Here is a 16,987-nt window from a genome sequence, read left to right on the forward strand (position 1 = left end):
ATTTTCAGCAATAGCTTGAGTGATTGGCTTGAACAAATCTATGGTTAGCGATCGCCTAACGAACAGTTACACCCTTCCCGTGATACTTCAAAATTGCATGACAACGATAGCGATCGCCTACCAACTCAAGTTTTAATACCAGAAAAATTTTCAATTTCTGACCGCGAACAAAATCACCTCATCTAATCCAGTTCCCGCCGCGTCTCCTCCATTGGCGGGAAAATTTCTCAATGGATTTTGGCTAGCATCCCACAGGGCAAACACTCCAATCAAGCTGTATTTATTATCAATGTACTAATACATACGAGTAAGTAGATTATCTAAGTAATTGTTAAAGTACAGACGATTTTATATTTATAACAGAATTAAATCGTGTGTACTGGTTCTAAACCTTGCAGTGCAGGGTGTCTAGAAAAGTTTTTGAAAAAATATTTTTTTTCAAACTCTATTTTTGGCTATAACCAAGCAATGTATTAATTAATGCTAAAGCCTAGCTAGAAATTAGAAACATTTATCCGCCTTGCAAGAATAACAAAGCCTTGCTCAGAGAGGCGATCGCACCCCTTCAATCGCACCTCTCCACCGCCGCCACAATCGCCTACACCAGTTTTCAGGTAGAATCCCACAGCCAACACCATACACACCCCTAAAATCGCAAAATTAGGGCGTTACGGGTTGGAGATGAGGGAAGAGAGGAAAGGAGCGATCGCTACAGAATACTCTAATTTTCTACTGAGATAGGGGATTGAACTGGGATGATAAAGGCGATTGCAATGCAGTTAAGATTGTCTTGGGATGTCCCATTTTGTCTTCTCGATGTGTCGTTAACCCCTAAACAATTGCAGTGTATTGGACTATTAGCGTCTGGGATGTCGCAAAAAGACATTGCTGAGTCGCTACAAATGTCCACCAAATCCATACAACGATGGATGAAGGAACCAGAATTTATATACGCATTAGAATCTTCTCAAGTACGCCAAGAAAGCCCCCATAAATCCGCACAGGTGGCTGCTGAAGTAGTGCGGGATACTTTGAGTCGGCGTGATGAACTTCGAGCTAAAGAAGTAGCATTGCTCGATAATTTACAAGAAAAGCTATTCAACTCAATTGAGTCGGATGGCTGTGGCTATCGGGTTGTTAGTTTACTGATAAAAATTTCAGAAAGGCGCTCTAAACTGCTAGGTTTAGAAATTCGGAATTTAAGCACTCTTGATGCAGTAGAAAAGTTGCTACAAGAAGAGATTTTATCTACTGGCCAAGCTGCTGTAATTTTTCATGGTGTCGAGGCGATTGAACGAAACCTACGAGTTATCGAGGATCAAAAAGAATCAAGAGGTGAAATTGAAGCAATCAAAAATTTGTCTCCCGAACAATTAGCGCAAGAATATAAGAGCCTCATTAATGAATCTTATTAGTGTGAATAACCGCACAAATTAGCAAAGAACCGAAGAAAAACATAGTTTTGGCTCTATATTTTTGTAAATCTGCTATTTCATCTGATTCAGCATTGCACAAGAAAGATAGGTAAAGTGTAGCTTTACCATAATCAGGTATTGGCTGATTCATCACTAATTAAATAACCCTCTCTTTCTAGTTTTGCGGCTGCGGCGTTCACATCTGCAAAGTAATTTACGCCTGAAAGTGCTACTATCTGCTTTGAATGGGTAATCATTCCTAGATTCGCTGCTAGCACATTCTCCCTAGAGCCACATTCTAAGGCTGTTCTTAACATTAATTCATAATAATTGAAAGCTATAAGATGAGATTCGATTAAATGCTTTTGTAGCAATTCATAATCGATATTGCTATCTTTAAAAAACTGTTTATCAATTGGTATTTTTGGGAGTTTATCAATTAATCTTTTAGAGACAATTTTTCGAGCGCTTTGAGTAATAATCATTTTTATTTTTCTTTAGTACCAAAATAAATGTCAGCAGCGCAAATATTTGCCGATATAAACAACAACCCTAAAAATAACATTCCTCTTACTCTGTCTTGAGAGGTTTTTTTCATTTTCGGCGTTTCAACATCACACAACATTTTTAGGTGCAACAGTATTAATTGAAACTTACGATTATTCTTCATTATTTTTGTCGGCTGAAATCAACTTCTGATGCTGTTCCCTATTTTTGCTCAGATATGCAGCTCCTAAAAGTGCGCCAACAAGATACTGATCGCCTTTTGAGTTTGACAATCCTTCCGCAAAAGCAATTGAGATTTCCTCGTCATTAAAAAGCTCATCTCTGGCAATTTGGATAATTTGTGAAAACAATGGAGAAAGCGATCGCACCTTCTCACTTTTGAATTTTTGACGCATTTCCCGCAGTTCATATTTATCAAGTGGCTTCATTCTAATTTCATCCAGTAAGTAGTAGCTGATTCAATGGAATTTCGCAGTCGTCCTTAAGTCCCCAACATTTACGAGCGATCGCAACTCCATCACTAACCGCCTTAATTACGTAAGTCCTGAAGTGGTCAAGCCCAAAGCCCACTTCTTTGACTTCTGCCTGTTGAGCGATCGCTCGTTCGGCCAATTGTTCTAAAGAGAATTGCTGTTGATATTCTTGATGTAGTTGCCAGAGGCGTGATTGTTCATCCTGAGTAAGCAATGGCCATGCCGTGTCAACTTGTGATTGGGTAAAGCTCAAATTTCCCCAGTGGCAAAGTTCCCGCAGTTTCGTTGCTGTTATTTCTGTCGGTGAATGGTGATTAATGACTGGCAATTCTTGAATAGTTGATACTGGTTGTTCTTTAATTTGAGTTTCTTGCAATAGTGGTGAAACTTCTACCGCTACATCTTTTACCTCAATCATTGGTAATTCTTGCTGGTTTACCTTGTCCACTATTTCGGCTTCTGCTTTTAACTGTAGTTCCCGCTTCAAATCCAGGGCTGCTAGTACATTTATTCTATCTGGGTCTAAAAGTTTTTCTGAATCGAGTTTGTAATATTTGATATTGTCAGTTTTTTTATGCTGCTTAAGCCTAATACCAACCTTGCTAAGAATACGATTGATGAATGTAATAAGCTCAGTATCTTTGTTGACTGTAATATTGAAAGCATTTTTGAGTAATCTTTTCTTAGGTAAAACCCATTTCTTAAACCAATCTATGAGAGCAGGATTGGTATCATAATATTCACTGTCAAAATCGTCCAAAGGTATAGCGTCAAATATCTTTATTGTATTGATAGCCTCAATCTTTGCACTAAAAGTACGTATATCTGGTAGGTAAGGGACACCTTCATAAAACTGCTTTAATTTATATTTCCAATGCTTTCTATCAGCTTCTTTGGTAGCTTCAGAATTCATAGTCATCCAAAACAATTTAATAGCATTCAACCCGCGTCTATTGTCTTTGTAGACGTTCTCAAATATAAACTCAGGAGTTAATTCTATTCCAGGTAATTCATCTTTTAAAAATGCTTTGTTGGCTTGATATTTCTCCTCATCTGTGGGGTTGGGCTTGCGGTTTATTTCTTTCGCAGCTTCTAAGGGGATATCAAAAGAGTAAGAGGTTTTTGTAGCAGCATTGAATTTAATTTCTGTTTTTTCTTCCCGAATACTCTCACCAGCATTAGTTTTTTCTTCAGATGCAATATCTCTAAGGTTATGCCCTTCATCAATCAATTCTTGTCTAAGCTGAACAGCTAATTGAGATAATGCAAAGTTGCGTCTAGCTTTAAATTTACAAAATAAATCTATATGTGGATTATTCCAGGTTCCATCTTTACCCATCATCTTATCTAATTGTTCTTTAAGCTTAGGAAGTAGGTCAGCATCACTATTCGATTCTGACTCTTCCCTGGCTAAATGTAGCGCTAGTCCTATTGTTTCTAAGGTTGTATCCTGATACCAAAACATCTGATTTTTAATCTCATCTGGTAAGAAGGCATTACACTCATCACTATTTGTCCTACCTTTGTCAGCACACCACACAATTCTAGGTACTGGTTGCCTTACCCGCGCTAGCGATTGTCTAGCTTGTGATGGTTCTGATTGTCCAAAAAACAAACTAAATACAAACTTAAAATATGGGTTATCTAAAGAGCATCCCACACCTAAAGACGGTGTATAAATTAGAATCTTTGGTTGGTACTCTTGTATTTTTTCGTTAGGACGTTTAACAAAATCTTTGCCAAAATCAGTTTGAGTAATTTTAGAATCAATCCGAATTAGACCATTGAAAGTTGATGCTAAATAGGGATATTTCTTAACTAGATGATTAGCCAATGCTTCAGCTTCAGCTTGGTTATCCAATGTCACTGCTATAGGTTCACAGTTTTTATCACTTAACCAATTTTCAATGAGAGAAAGTACCTCATCTCGATTACCAGTGTAAAAATCTATTTCCCATTTATCACTATCGGGTCTAATATAATCATGCTTAACGATAAAAGGTTTATGCTTTGGTGCGATCGCTGTTAAATAGTCATAAGAAATATTAGTTAAATCAGCATCAGCACCAATCACTAAGCCATTCCCATTAAGACATTCTTTAAGCTTAGTTTCAAGAGTATAAAGGATTTTTGAACGTCTATCTTTGCAAGTATTCGATGTTGCAACGTGTGATAAACCGAGTTCAATTTCATCCATTACCACTATTGTATTACTCCAATCCCTATCAAATAACTTTGATAAAGAATCCCAACATAAGCCAATTCCATCAGCAGTTTCTAAAAAAGTAGCAGTTTGAATTAGTTCTCCCTCATAATTGAACTGCTCAGATTTAGTTAAATCGCCATCCTCAATCCAGGTAATTTCCCATTCAATAGCTTGACCTCTACCAAGTGCTATTCTTGCAGTAATCGATATAAATCTAATACCTGTTTTTTCTCGATAAATTCGCTCAATTACTGACTTATTCTCTCCAGTTATAGACAGTTGAGAAGGCTTAGTAACTTCTTCCCAGTTCCCGCCACAAAGCTTATCTTTAATACGCTTGATAAGGACTGATTTACCACTACCTTTAGGTGCATGAATTAGTACAGTTCCTTTATGAGGAATAATATCAACTAAGTTATCTGGTAAATATTTTTGATGAGGGTTACAAACATAATCAGCTTTGTAAGTAAGGGTATGTAGTTCTTTTTGGGCTGCTAAAACCTTATCTTCCCAACTAATTGGAGCTTGGCTAACTCTTGCCTCACTAGCAGCTAAATTAATTTCTTGGTGCAATTCCTCAGCATTGCCTAAACCAGATTTGACCCAATCTGCAATGTCGCCACCATTAGGGCAATCAGCCCATAGTCTAGTCGGGTTGATTGCAATAAATGGTAAACCAGCTTTAGCGGCGGCTAAGTTGCATTTTTCTAATTTGGCGTAACCTGCTTTGTCGTGATCAGTCCAGTATACAATTCCAGCAACGCCACTATCTTTAAATAGCTGGAAGTATTCAACTAATAAAACTTCGCTCCATGAGCCACCTTGAAAAGTTGTAGCCAAAAAACCAAAGATACTTCTAGCAACATCGGTACACTTTTCACCTTCAACGCCTAAAATCCATTGACCCTTACCATGTTGAATAATTTCATCAAAACGGTACGGTTGCCAGAGTTGATCACCTTTGGCGTTGACTTCCTTCCCTTCGTTATCTAAATGGTAAGGCAGTGTGATTTTACTACCATCTGGCCGCTCAATTCTTTTTACAAATTGGGTTGAGGAGTATAAATACTTAATTTGAATGCTTCTCCCTACCCTTACCCTTGGTTGTGGGCTGACAATATTAGGCAACATCCCCAGGTGAATATTTTCATTTGGAATTATTGCAGGGGAAATTACAGTTTTGGGTTTTTGGCTGTAAATTTTGGGAGCAAAGCCTTTTTTTTCGATTCCGGCTTCTGCTAATACCTCATCTAATGGGCGAATTGCCTCTCTAATAACCTTAGTGAGACATTCTTCCCCCCAGCAATGATATTTACCATTGGAGGGGTCAATCGTAAGTGTACCTTTACATCCAGGGCATTCATAGCGATTTTTGCCACTTTTAGGGGTCAAGCGGTCTGTAAATTTTCTAATGTCAAATTTCTCGAAGGTACGGTCAATCATGCGACCTCCTCACGATCGCCGCTACGAGCTTCTGATTTAACCGCGATCGCTAGAGTTCTCAAGCAACTCGCGCAAAGTAGTTTTACCCGTTGGCGATCTATTGACCACGCCTCTATCGCCAAATTACATCTACACTGTGGGCATTTTTCTGGAGGAGCAAAAGCGCTCATGCTGCTACCTCCCCAGACTGGCGATCGCCTATCGAATATTGAGGGGAATCACACCTACCACACCTCACAAAACCTGAATCATCTTTGAAGCGAATAATTACCAAACCGCGTTTATAACCGCAAGCACGGCACGAGCTTGGAAGTGCGATCGCTCTCTGGCTGTAGGGATTGAAAAAATTTTTCATTCCAACACCTCAGAAATTTGGATGTTGGCAACGATGAAAAGTGCTAAATCACTCTCAATATCTTTCTGTGCAAGTATTTCAAGACTTGATGTCAATTCCCCTTTATTTATCGCCTCAGCCAATTTCCTGCAACGTTGAGATTGACCTATGAGGGGGGATTTTGCTATAATCCTTACTAGATAAGGTTTTTTTGAGCGGTGCGCGGGGGGGGATACCCGCGCATTAATCTTTTTCATAGACTGTCCTTAAATTCGTGGTGGACAGCCCCTAGCTTTTTTTAAAATTTTGCGAATCAGACGGGTTAACCGATAAGCTTAGTCATATATGAATAAAATTGTCTTGCTGGTTGCAAGTCTGGAGCTGAACCGTTTACTAGACGGCTCTTTGTGCTTACCGTTGGTTAATCCGCGATCGCACTCAAAAAGCTGAGGGCTACGCAGCTAGCATTTTTTTGTCTTTTTATAGATAAGCATGAAAAATTATCTACAAACTGGGACGCGCAGCAAGTGCTGAAATTGAAACATTTCTTTACAATATCCTCTTCAATTTTTTGTTTTTGCTAGTAGTCACTAAGTATGTTCCCTGCTCACTTGAGCAAAGAAATTGACTTTGATATTCTTTTGAGCGAGAAATTTTTCTGTCTGCTGTACGACAAATCGATATATAAGGCTCTAATACTCCATCTTGAAAATCTGTATCTTGGTTGCCAATCTCTCTAGCATCAAGCTCAATTGTTTTATGCAAATTTTCTATAAAATTCCTTATTCCATAAGATATTTTTAGTGTAATTTCTTGAGTAGCGCTATCTGATAGATATCTCATCCATTCTTGAGATTCCTTTTCTATTTGCCGCTTACCTACAATTTCTGCGCTCGGAATGGGAGTAGATAACCCATGAGAATTAATGATTTCTCGGCACTCCGCTACTTCGCACATAAACCAAAGAGCGTATGCATTAGTAAAAGTCTTTTTATAAATATCGCCCAATGGATGAAGCATGATTTTGCGGCAAAGTATTTGTCTAGCTTCTGATTTGTCAGCATAAGGAAGATAAAGTTGATATCTCGGATGTTCAAGTCGTTGATATATGTCTCCCAAAGATGGATCATGATTAAACGAAAGCCACTGAGACTTAGCTGTATAAAGTTCTTTTAAATTTCTGAAAAGCTGATACCTGCTACCGTCTGATAAAACAGGAACGCTTTCAAGAAATATTTCAGGGAATTTAGATATTAACCATAAAAAATCTTTGATTCGCAGTTTATTAAAGAATTGAAAGCAGTCGTGCCAGCGTTCAAAATCTCCTGTTTTTACCCACTGTTTTAATATCTTTAGTGCCTCTGAATGATTGTTACCACAGAACGATGGCATCAAATCAAAAAAAGATATCATGTTTGATTTTGCATTTATATACTTTTGATTTTTGCAAAATTGAATACCGCCTATTAAAATATTAGGGTCATCGTAAATCTTTGCATCAATGTTCATCATTCTTGATTTTGTAATTGTTAATAAATGCGATCGCCTCAATATTCATTGTTAGCTACAGACCGAATCTCGAACATATCACCTACATTTACACCAAAATATGAACATAGTTTCATAGCTACTTGGCAATCAATACGATTAAAACTATTTTTCGCATACCCTCTAATAGCATTTTCAGTAACTCCTACTTCACGAGAAAGTTGAGCAATATTTAGCCCTCTCTCCTCCATGTAGGATCTGAGTTTACAGAACATAATTTGTTTTTCCATTAAAGCCTTGCATATATCCTATCTTCATACTCGACTATCCGATTATCAGGATACATTATATAGTTGCTGTATAAATATTAAATAATCATATATTCGAGTATTCGCATAATCGAGTAGCTGCTGTTAGTATGTCTTCAGTGAAGGAAATCACCGGACACTGAAAACAGATAAAACGTTTATGTATCAAGGTATCGAAGTAATTGAATGTCCAGTCAGTGAGCCAAACACTGACCAGACAGTGAACGTCATTGACCGAACACCACTGACTACTAAGAAACTAGCCGAACTGCTAGGAACTACAGAGCGAACAGTTTTTAAATACGCAAATCGTTTGTTAGAAGCTTGGCACTGGCTACCAGAATCAGAATTTAGAGCCGATGGTATCTACACAGACAAGGCATTAAGCGAGATGCGCCGACTAAAAGCCATTGGTAAATCTTCCGAATATGCCAAGGCAGTAGCCATAGAAAATCAAAAGCCAGCAACACAACAAGCCATTATCAAAGCTACCTCTGCCATAGTTCCCGCAAGGCATACAGAAGCACTTGAAACTAAGCTGGCAACTATCCAAAAAAATACAACCGCGCTAAACGTATCAGTTCAAAGCAGAATCACCACTATCAAAGACCGAATCGCCACCGAAGCCAATCGCACCAAAACCAATCAAACTGTTTTGGATGAATTAGAGGCCCAACAAGCGATCGCCCGTGGCATTGAAAAAGGTTTGAAGATTTTTGAGCTAGAACAGCAGGCCGCCGCCGCCACAGTTGAGCAATTGACGCTTGAGAAATTACAGCAATTTTAATGATTTGAAGGGCTTGAAAACATGATGCACGATGATGAAAAAAATTCAATTTCCGATGCTTTGCGTGAGGCTCGTAGAGATGGATTGAGCGTTTTTGTAGAAGAATTTATTAGTCTTCTGGCTCAAGAAAAGTTTTCGCTTGCAGACTTGCTACAGGCGATCGCATCTTGGCTGTACCGCACAAAGGGGAATGTTGAGGTCATCAAACATTTAGAAGATGCCGTTATAAAACTGTCTCCCATTCAAGGTAAGGAGTAAATCAATGCGAGTCACTATTAAGCCACACCTAAAGCATTACTTTGGTTTACTCCAGCAACAGATGGAATGCGATAACCCAAGCGAAGTTTTGAACTACCTGCTAATGGATTTAAAGCTTAAAGGGTACTCATTCCTGGCTGATTACCAATATGTTCCCCAGGTACAACAGCCAGTATCTAAGCCTCAACCTTTACCCCAGGATGACATTGTTCAAAACGATGACCCTGTTATCAAACGACTATCCGCACTGTTAGAAGATTTTTAAGAGCGATCGCCCTTGCCTGAGAAACATAGCGATCGCCCGGTCATCACCCTTTATCAAAGATTACAACCAATGAAATTTTACTCACTCCTAGCAGCCATGTCTTGTATGGCTTTAATTTTCGCGTCTACTCCTGCCAGCTTCGCCAGTAATCCACATCAACCATTAACCGCAACAGAAGACAGCAACTCAACGCCAAAACCCCATAGAGGGCAAGGTAGGCGCGATTAGAGCAGGTAAAAAAGGGATGTTCGCCAACATCCCCCGCAACACTTGTAAAATCCCAATTCTGGGGATGTCTCCTAATTACTCAGCAATTATCCCATATAGCACCCATACCAAAAAAGCTTTATGGATGACTTAAATAGCCACATTCAGGATGCGAAAACGGACGAAACAGAGCTAAAGCAAGTACTCAAAAAATACGATTTAGATGAGGAATTAGCGCTTGAATTTAGCGAAATTGACAAGGCATTTCGGCAACTAGAAATCAAATATCAATCCCTAATCAACACTAGAAAATTTTTCAACAATGGCTAAAATCGACACTACAAAAGCAGCCGCGAAAGCTGTGGCTGAAAAGCTGGCAGGACGTAAACAAAATGGCTCATCTAGCAGTAATTCTACATCTGCTAACTCTGCCACATCTGCCACTGTTTCTATAGATAGCCGTATCCCTGGCTTGATGACGGTAACTCCTGATTTGATACCAGGAATGATGCCAGCTTTTAAGCCAGAAGATTACCGCATAAATGACCCTTTAAATCCTCCCGAAACTCTCCCACAAGCGACTCAAAGCCAGCTTGATAAAGGGATGAAAATCTATGAAGGTGCAACGCGATCGCTCAAATTGACGGGAGCAGCGCTCGACCTAACACGCGAGAAATTTACTGTAATTGGGAAGCACTCAAAAGCCTTTGGTGCTGGCATCCAAGCGGCTACCGAGATTGAAAAAGTCAAGGGTAACTATATTGACTACTTGAATCAAAAAGAGGTTACTACTCAAAAATCAGTTGCTTTAGATATCAGCCAAGTAAAGACGATTGCTGATACGAATATCTCGGTTTATAGCAAAGATGAGTTAAATCAAAAATTGCTACAAGCACAAATAAAAGCTGAGGAATTAAGGTTAAAAACTGTTGAGTCACAGGGGAACCTAGCAAGCTTTAAAGCCCAATTAGGTGATTATCTGGAGGTGAAATCATGAGATTATCTCACAGCTTGGGTCTAAGTGCTTTTAGCTTGTGTGCTTCTTTTGTGGTTGCTTCTGGAGGGTTCACCAACGATATAGCCAAAATAATCTCTATGCTTGGTGTGGGAGCATTGCCAGCAAGCTTTATTACTTACTTTATCGCTGATACTAAATCACAGAGATTGCTAAATGATGCCGAAAGTAAAAATCAAAAAGCAGGTGAAACACTCCATAAAATAATCAGAGATTTCGACACTTGCAAGTCAAAGTTAACCAATACTAGCAGCCAGCTAGAATCCTTGAAAGATGAACTCAAAGAAGCGAGAAACACTATCAACTCATTAGGTCACAACAAATTAGAAAACACAGGTTTAATTGCCCAACTGCAAGCCAAGTTAAATCAAGCGTTTACCCAGTCACAGCAAGATAAACAGCGTATTGAATATTTAGAATCCGAATGTGAGCAATGGGAATTTAACTTTAAATCTCAGGTAGAGACTGAAGCTAATCAACGCTTTCAACTTGCTAAGTCTCAGGAGTTAGAAAGAATTTACACTGAGCATGACTTGATAACCAGTGAAGCTATGCAGTTATTTAGGCGGCTGCAATCCTGGGGTGAGAAGGTGGCACACGGTCATCAAAGTAAAGCTGAAATTATCAAGAGTTTGGCAAGTAGCTACAACCAAAATTTAGATGAGGTTGGGGAGGCGATCGCACATGAGCGCCAAAATTATCTAGAACAAATCGAACTACTAAACGAGCGCATAGGTCAGCTACAGCAACAATTACAAGGTGATTTGATAGAACCCGTATATGGTGACTTTGGCTTTGATGTTAACGGGAAAATCGCCAACGAAATAGCGCGTACCCTGTTTAGTGATATCAGGCTAGCTTTGAGTGTTAAGGGGTTCCAGATTAAGCCTGACGGCATTTATATATTTAATGGAAGCAGAGGGCTATCATGGCTTAATTCCCGGTGCTTGGTTGCGTCGTTGCAAAATTGGGTTATCTCGCAATCCAGAAGCTAGACTTGATAACTTTCACCGTAATCAACCACCTTGCAACGTGAAAATTCTTAAGACTATCTATGTAGAGAATATGGCAGATGTAGAAGGCGAATTACATCAACAATTTAGCCGATGCAATGTTGAATTAATTAAAAGCCAAGAATGGTTTGATTTTAATCCAGTGCAATTTATGATGGTTAACTGGGAATTTCAGAAGCGATCGCTGTATGTTTTCAGTCTCAGTGAATTGCCAATTAAGCTAATCATTTTCAGCATGATCGGGCTTGTGGGAGTGGGAACCGTAGCGGGAAGATTAACAAGTCAGTCACCAATGCAGCCGCAAAAACAATTAGCTAAGTAAGCAAAATTTAAGGGTAGACAGAGATTACTTATGAGAATGTTCTTTATATGATTCTCATAAGTAATCAATCAAAAAATTAAGGGAGGTTGTTAGCCTCCCTTTGGTTCTTAGAACGGTGTGTTACCAGTCTCGTTTATTTTGGCGAGATATCCGCGCCAGTAATCGCCCTCAGGCTATACAAGTCAATATATATTGACATAAATATAGTCCTTGGTTACTATCTAAATATACGAAAATTATTTTAAGTAACTAAGGAATGCTGATATGTCAAGGCAGTTAGAAGACTCAGAAGATTTAAAAAATACTTATGTTGACGAGCGCGTTCAATGGTTGCTGCCACAATTTGAGGCGATCGCCCCCTACAAGATGAATGAGCGTAAAAAGGGTGTACGAAACGAAGCTTTACTTGGCTGGGAACAGCTAGCAGCAATTGAAGCAAAAAATTTAAAATTCGCTTACCCAGATGACCGGCCAGAAAATGAAAGAGAGTATGGCACGGCATTAAGGCAGATTACTGCATTAAAAAAAGAACTCAGAAGCGCTGCAAAAACTGATTTAAAAGATGATGCTCTTTATAATCCAGTACTCACAATCATTACTCATTTTGGTAATGCTTTAAGTTATCAGTTTGCAAGTTATAAGCAGAATCAAAACACTCGCTATAGAGAAACTGTTACAGAGCGTAGGGAAAAAATAAACAGAATTGAAATTGACCTTACAGACTCTCTAAAGTATGCCTACAATATTTTGACTGATATTAAAAATGGTGATGATGCTAATTGGCTCGATGTTTCTTGTGCGGTTGCACTGGCAACAGGCCGCCGTATGGGTGAAGTACATCTATCAGCCACCTTTGAAAAAATCGACACTTACGCCGTAGCTTTTAAGGGTCAACTAAAAGGTAAAACCCGTAAGGTAAGACAAGGTGATAAAGCAGTTTATATCAGAGATGTAATTTTTAAAATCCCTACCTTATTACCTGCTGAATTGGTCTGTTTTGCCTTGCAGTGGCTTGATGAAAAAGGTAAGCGTTTTCCACAAACTGAAGACCCCGAACGAGTCAACAGACGGTTTAGCAAAACCTTAAATGAAGCTTGTAAAGATTGGGAGATTTTTCCCAAAGATGAACGCACTTATCACAAATTCCGTGCTGCATATTTGAGAGCAGCGATCGTAAATGATGGAAATGTTGACCCCTACGACTTTACAGACTTCGCTAAAGCAGTGCTAGGGGATGACGACGAAAATACTATCAACGCCTACAAGCGTTATGAAATTAAACCTGGAACGCTTACCCATATTTAATAAAATCCCTATACTAACCCTCTTGACGTACTTTATATAAGAGGGTTAGTATAGGGATAATTCATTAAGCAGATGTTTTGATTATGGCTAAGTGGGATGAGGTGGGGCAAGAGTTAGTTAAAAAACTGGGTAGTGTCAAAAAAGAGTCAACTATTCAAAAATTGGCAGTTGCAGTAGTTGAACAAATTAGGGAGTCTTACGAGAAGCCTAACAGCCGCAAAACTCCATTATCCGAAGTACGTAAGGCAGTTCTAGAAGCTTTTCCAGATACCGAAACTCAAGAACACCCTTGGCAGTATTTCACTAATAAAGGTAAGGGGAATATTGAGCGATATCAGCATTTAGCGCTTAAATACCTAACTCTTTCAACTGAAGAATGGGACGTTGTAGGGAACGAAGCTAGGCAGCAGTGGAAAGCACAGCAGCAGGTTGAAGAATCAGAACAACAACTTAAGCCAGAAACGCAATTAGAGAAACAGCCTAAGTCACAGACTAAGAAAAAATCTCAAACTGTAAAATCAACCGAAAAAGAAATCACTCTTAATGATATGAATATTTCACAATTGCAATTGGATGCTGATACTCAAGCAGTAGTAGAAGCGGCGATCGCTCACTCTGGTATTTCGCTTGCTGATTTTGTTCGTAAAGCTTGCCAAGTTTACGCTAAAACCATCACTGGTAAAGTTAAGCAGTTTTCAGAAGACTTGACAGCAGTATCTACAGAAGAGTTAAAAAGTGATACCTATAAAACCCATCCTGGACGCGCTGAAGAATTGACGAGACGCGCTATTTATGCTTTAGAAATTCACAATAATAATTGCACTGAGAAAAGCCAAAAGTGGATGATTACCCAGACGGCTATACAATCGCTCACAGGGAGTAAGCCAGCTACTATCAAGGCAATTCTGGAGAATTACAAAACCAGACTTGATGACCACAACGCTAAACATGAATTAAACGCATACGACAATCGCAAAGGTGGCGGCCGCCAAATTGAGAACGAGATAGATTTAGCGGTACTTGTACCTGACGGGTTAAACCTTAATTGATTTAGCTGCACTAATCGTTGGAAACGTTTTCAGAGTAAGAGATATCGTTTACGTCAGCAAACTCCGTTTTCCTGACGTAACTGTTCCCTGTATGCCCCAACATCGAAAGTGCTGCCACCGCTCCCCTCACTTGCTCTGGTCGAACTTCCAAGTATTTCTGCAATTCTTCTAGATTCCTATGCCCTGAGATTTCCTGAATAATCCTTAACGGGATGCCAGCGTTACTCATCTGGGTCAAAGCAGTCCTTCTAAAACTATGAGTACTGACACCTTCAAGACCAACACTCTCCGTCGTATTTCGCAAAATCCTAGATGCTGATTCAGAATTAATATGACCTCTCCCATGTCTACCAGGGAATAAAAAACCATCACGGCTATCTGGTTTGTACTTGACCAAAAGTAAAAGTAACTCTTCAATCACTGGCACTGCCCTAGCAGCTAATTTACCTTTGGTGTTGTGCCTACGAAAGATAATCTCATCTCGAACACGCATCCTTTTGTCATAGACATCCTCAGTGTTAAGGGTACAAGCTTCATTGATCCGACAAGCTGTATAAAGACAGACACCGAACAAAGCGCGATCGCGCCCGTTGCCTAAGCCATGACTGAAAATTAGCTGTATCTCTGACTGTGTTAGAACTTTGGCGCGTCCGTGCCGATTGATTTTCATCGTCAGACTGTAGACACTGCGATCCACAGCCTACAACGATTTGACCTCCAATTAGTCAGAAAGTAAATAAATACCCCCTACTTAGCTGCATTGGGGGCGTTTTGGTTCTTCAAATATTTCTGTTTTACAGATATAAATGTTCATTTACACCTAGTAAATGCTTGGATAGCCAAAACTTTAAGCTAGTTCCGAAAAATCATTTTCTGATTGATTTTTCGGAAAAAATACACTAGGTGAAAGATTAAAAAATTCTGCTAGCTTTTGGATATGCTCAACTGTTAATTTACGCTTGCTCTTGAGGACATCAGAAACAATTGATTCCGTTTTGAAAATAGGAACTAAATCTTTCTGTTTAAGGTTTAATTCAGCAATTAAAACTTTTAAAAGTTCCACCCCATAAATATCTGGGACTAACTCTTGTTTTTCTTCATATTCATAAATTACCATTCCTAGTAAATTTAAATAATCTTCTTCTTCCTCGGTAAGCTCTCCTTTATCAAGTAACTCATCGACAACTACTTGAGTTTTTTCTAAATCTTCTTCAGATTTTATAGGACGGGGGGGGAAAGATGTAAGCAATTGTGTGTAGTTCGTGTTTTGATACAACATTTTGGCATTATGACAATGTTTAATTAATGGTTGGAACTAAGATTGGGAATTTACCAATCTTAGTTTTACTTGACTGCTAGTACTTTTAATTCAGCCTAGCTATCAAACCATTCGTCATTTTTCCATTTGTTCTTGTCATATTCTACATGAGTTAGAAACTCACGAATATATATAACTTTAGTTTTATAGTTGATACAAGCTATTAATCTATATTTGTTTCCTCCAATGTTAAAAATGACGAAGTTTTTAACTTGGTCAGGCCCAAAAAGCCCACTAGCTTTAACATCAACAAAACTGTTCCAGTTTTGAGCTTTTACAAGCTTCGTCCAGGTTTGTATGCTAGATGTTGCGTCGAGATATTTTTCACAAGCTTTCTTGAGCTTTGTCTCTGAGATAATACGCATTGATTAGGTTTCCCTCGTGGACTAAAAAATGACATAGGCGATCCTCCTTTCCTCGTCTGTCTGGTTTTTAATCAATTTCCAATTGCCTGGAATTCACTTAAAAGTTCTACTTGGATGTGCAACTTTAAGTAGTCTTTGAATAAATCTTAGCAAATTGCGAAGAATATTTCAAGCGTTTGGGCGTAACTTTGTAATCTAAGCGATCGCTCCTTTCCTCTCTTCCCTCATCTCCAACCCGTAACGCCCTAATTTTGCGATTTTAGGGGTGTGTATGGTGTTGGCTGTGGGATTCTACCTGAAAACTGGTGTAGGCGATTGTGGCGGCGGTGGAGAGGTGCGATTGAAGGGGTGCGATCGCCTCTCTGAGCAAGGCTTTGTTATTCTTGCAAGGCGGATAAATGTTTCTAATTTCTAGCTAGGCTTTAGCATTAATTAATACATTGCTTGGTTATAGCCAAAAATAGAGTTTGAAAAAAAATATTTTTTCAAAAACTTTTCTAGACACCCTGCACTGCAAGGTTTAGAACCAGTACACACGATTTAATTCTGTTATAAATATAAAATCGTCTGTACTTTAACAATTACTTAGATAATCTACTTACTCGTATGTATTAGTACATTGATAATAAATACAGCTTGATTGGAGTGTTTGCCCTGTGGGATGCTAGCCAAAATCCATTGAGAAATTTTCCCGCCAATGGAGGAGACGCGGCGGGAACTGGATTAGATGAGGTGATTTTGTTCGCGGTCAGAAATTGAAAATTTTTCTGGTATTAAAACTTGAGTTGGTAGGCGATCGCTATCGTTGTCATGCAATTTTGAAGTATCACGGGAAGGGTGTAACTGTTCGTTAGGCGATCGCTAACCATAGATTTGTTCAAGCCAATCACTCAAGCTATTGCTGAAAAT

Annotated in this window: 24 protein-coding genes; 12 read left to right on the plus strand and 12 right to left on the minus strand. The window is 39.0% G+C overall.

Features of this window, described 5'->3' with window-relative positions; all coding sequences use genetic code 11:
- Nucleotides 1-494 precede the first annotated feature (494 nt).
- The gene (locus tag H6G96_RS37815; RefSeq protein ID WP_190919402.1) at nucleotides 495-638 is read right to left on the minus strand and encodes a hypothetical protein; all 144 of its coding nucleotides are present in this window, start codon (nucleotides 636-638) and stop codon (nucleotides 495-497) included.
- A gap of 135 nt (nucleotides 639-773) precedes the next feature.
- Between H6G96_RS37815 and H6G96_RS37820 the strand changes: the two genes are divergently transcribed.
- Nucleotides 774-1,415, plus strand: a complete 642-nt coding sequence (locus tag H6G96_RS37820; protein ID WP_190919404.1) for a LuxR C-terminal-related transcriptional regulator — start codon at nucleotides 774-776, stop codon at nucleotides 1,413-1,415.
- A gap of 131 nt (nucleotides 1,416-1,546) precedes the next feature.
- Here H6G96_RS37820 and H6G96_RS37825 read toward each other — a convergent pair whose 3' ends face one another.
- The 8 genes from H6G96_RS37825 to H6G96_RS37860 form a co-directional block, all read right to left on the minus strand.
- On the minus strand, nucleotides 1,547-1,900 hold the full coding sequence (locus tag H6G96_RS37825) for a hypothetical protein (RefSeq protein ID WP_190919406.1): 354 nt from the start codon (nucleotides 1,898-1,900) through the stop codon (nucleotides 1,547-1,549).
- Between the two features lie 174 nt (nucleotides 1,901-2,074).
- Nucleotides 2,075-2,350: a hypothetical protein gene (locus H6G96_RS37830; protein ID WP_190919408.1), complete on the minus strand. Its 276-nt coding sequence runs from the start codon at nucleotides 2,348-2,350 to the stop codon at nucleotides 2,075-2,077.
- 7 nt (nucleotides 2,351-2,357) lie between these two features.
- Entirely contained in the window at nucleotides 2,358-6,044 is a 3,687-nt protein-coding gene (locus H6G96_RS37835; RefSeq protein WP_190919410.1) for a plasmid replication protein, CyRepA1 family, read from the minus strand.
- A complete protein-coding gene (locus H6G96_RS37840) occupies nucleotides 6,041-6,214 on the minus strand; it encodes a hypothetical protein (RefSeq protein WP_190919413.1) in 174 nt (57 codons plus the stop codon). Before H6G96_RS37840 ends, H6G96_RS37835 begins: the two co-directional genes overlap by 4 nt.
- Nucleotides 6,211-6,399, minus strand: a complete 189-nt coding sequence (locus H6G96_RS37845; RefSeq protein ID WP_190919416.1) for a hypothetical protein — start codon at nucleotides 6,397-6,399, stop codon at nucleotides 6,211-6,213. The genes H6G96_RS37840 and H6G96_RS37845 overlap by 4 nt, the downstream gene beginning before the upstream one ends.
- A complete protein-coding gene (locus H6G96_RS37850; RefSeq protein WP_190919420.1) occupies nucleotides 6,396-6,635 on the minus strand; it encodes a hypothetical protein in 240 nt (79 codons plus the stop codon). Before H6G96_RS37850 ends, H6G96_RS37845 begins: the two co-directional genes overlap by 4 nt.
- 292 nt (nucleotides 6,636-6,927) lie before the next feature.
- Nucleotides 6,928-7,890, minus strand: a complete 963-nt coding sequence (locus tag H6G96_RS37855; RefSeq protein ID WP_190919422.1) for a hypothetical protein — start codon at nucleotides 7,888-7,890, stop codon at nucleotides 6,928-6,930.
- 35 nt (nucleotides 7,891-7,925) lie between these two features.
- The gene (locus H6G96_RS37860; protein ID WP_190919424.1) at nucleotides 7,926-8,156 is read right to left on the minus strand and encodes a helix-turn-helix transcriptional regulator; all 231 of its coding nucleotides are present in this window, start codon (nucleotides 8,154-8,156) and stop codon (nucleotides 7,926-7,928) included.
- Nucleotides 8,157-8,334: 178 nt separating this feature from the next.
- Between H6G96_RS37860 and H6G96_RS37865 the strand changes: the two genes are divergently transcribed.
- From H6G96_RS37865 to H6G96_RS37910, 10 genes are all read left to right on the plus strand, one after another.
- The gene (locus tag H6G96_RS37865; RefSeq protein ID WP_190919427.1) at nucleotides 8,335-8,961 is read left to right on the plus strand and encodes a hypothetical protein; all 627 of its coding nucleotides are present in this window, start codon (nucleotides 8,335-8,337) and stop codon (nucleotides 8,959-8,961) included.
- A 21-nt stretch (nucleotides 8,962-8,982) separates the two neighbouring features.
- Nucleotides 8,983-9,219, plus strand: a complete 237-nt coding sequence (locus tag H6G96_RS37870) for a hypothetical protein (RefSeq protein ID WP_190919430.1) — start codon at nucleotides 8,983-8,985, stop codon at nucleotides 9,217-9,219.
- A gap of 4 nt (nucleotides 9,220-9,223) precedes the next feature.
- Entirely contained in the window at nucleotides 9,224-9,484 is a 261-nt protein-coding gene (locus tag H6G96_RS37875; RefSeq protein WP_190919432.1) for a hypothetical protein, read from the plus strand.
- Nucleotides 9,485-9,496: 12 nt separating this feature from the next.
- The gene (locus H6G96_RS37880) at nucleotides 9,497-9,712 is read left to right on the plus strand and encodes a hypothetical protein (protein WP_190919435.1); all 216 of its coding nucleotides are present in this window, start codon (nucleotides 9,497-9,499) and stop codon (nucleotides 9,710-9,712) included.
- A gap of 120 nt (nucleotides 9,713-9,832) precedes the next feature.
- Nucleotides 9,833-10,021 carry a hypothetical protein gene (locus tag H6G96_RS37885; RefSeq protein ID WP_190919438.1) on the plus strand — a complete coding sequence of 63 codons (189 nt, stop codon included), beginning with the start codon at nucleotides 9,833-9,835 and terminating at the stop codon, nucleotides 10,019-10,021.
- Nucleotides 10,014-10,688 carry a hypothetical protein gene (locus tag H6G96_RS37890; RefSeq protein WP_190919439.1) on the plus strand — a complete coding sequence of 225 codons (675 nt, stop codon included), beginning with the start codon at nucleotides 10,014-10,016 and terminating at the stop codon, nucleotides 10,686-10,688. Before H6G96_RS37885 ends, H6G96_RS37890 begins: the two co-directional genes overlap by 8 nt.
- Nucleotides 10,685-11,701 (plus strand): hypothetical protein, encoded by a 1,017-nt coding sequence (locus H6G96_RS37895; RefSeq protein ID WP_190919442.1) that lies wholly within the window; start codon nucleotides 10,685-10,687, stop codon nucleotides 11,699-11,701. Before H6G96_RS37890 ends, H6G96_RS37895 begins: the two co-directional genes overlap by 4 nt.
- Nucleotides 11,616-12,041 (plus strand): GIY-YIG nuclease family protein, encoded by a 426-nt coding sequence (locus H6G96_RS37900; protein WP_190919443.1) that lies wholly within the window; start codon nucleotides 11,616-11,618, stop codon nucleotides 12,039-12,041. Before H6G96_RS37895 ends, H6G96_RS37900 begins: the two co-directional genes overlap by 86 nt.
- 264 nt (nucleotides 12,042-12,305) lie before the next feature.
- The gene (locus tag H6G96_RS37905) at nucleotides 12,306-13,346 is read left to right on the plus strand and encodes a protelomerase family protein (RefSeq protein WP_190919445.1); all 1,041 of its coding nucleotides are present in this window, start codon (nucleotides 12,306-12,308) and stop codon (nucleotides 13,344-13,346) included.
- Nucleotides 13,347-13,429: 83 nt separating this feature from the next.
- Nucleotides 13,430-14,395: a hypothetical protein gene (locus H6G96_RS37910; protein ID WP_190919447.1), complete on the plus strand. Its 966-nt coding sequence runs from the start codon at nucleotides 13,430-13,432 to the stop codon at nucleotides 14,393-14,395.
- 10 nt (nucleotides 14,396-14,405) lie between these two features.
- On the opposite strand, the gene H6G96_RS37915 is transcribed toward H6G96_RS37910, so the two are convergent.
- The 3 genes from H6G96_RS37915 to H6G96_RS37925 form a co-directional block, all read right to left on the minus strand.
- The gene (locus H6G96_RS37915) at nucleotides 14,406-15,065 is read right to left on the minus strand and encodes a tyrosine-type recombinase/integrase (protein ID WP_190919449.1); all 660 of its coding nucleotides are present in this window, start codon (nucleotides 15,063-15,065) and stop codon (nucleotides 14,406-14,408) included.
- 177 nt (nucleotides 15,066-15,242) lie between these two features.
- Complete coding sequence (locus H6G96_RS37920) at nucleotides 15,243-15,644, minus strand: transcriptional regulator (RefSeq protein WP_347242338.1); 402 nt, start codon at nucleotides 15,642-15,644, stop codon at nucleotides 15,243-15,245.
- Nucleotides 15,645-15,769: 125 nt separating this feature from the next.
- Nucleotides 15,770-16,078 (minus strand): type II toxin-antitoxin system HigB family toxin, encoded by a 309-nt coding sequence (locus H6G96_RS37925; protein ID WP_190919453.1) that lies wholly within the window; start codon nucleotides 16,076-16,078, stop codon nucleotides 15,770-15,772.
- Nucleotides 16,079-16,349: 271 nt separating this feature from the next.
- On the opposite strand from H6G96_RS37925, the gene H6G96_RS37930 reads away from it, so the two are divergent.
- Nucleotides 16,350-16,493 (plus strand): hypothetical protein, encoded by a 144-nt coding sequence (locus H6G96_RS37930; protein WP_190919402.1) that lies wholly within the window; start codon nucleotides 16,350-16,352, stop codon nucleotides 16,491-16,493.
- Nucleotides 16,494-16,987 lie beyond the last annotated feature (494 nt).

Source organism: Nostoc sp. FACHB-892, assembly GCF_014698795.1.
Lineage (GTDB): Bacteria > Cyanobacteriota > Cyanobacteriia > Cyanobacteriales > Nostocaceae > Nostoc.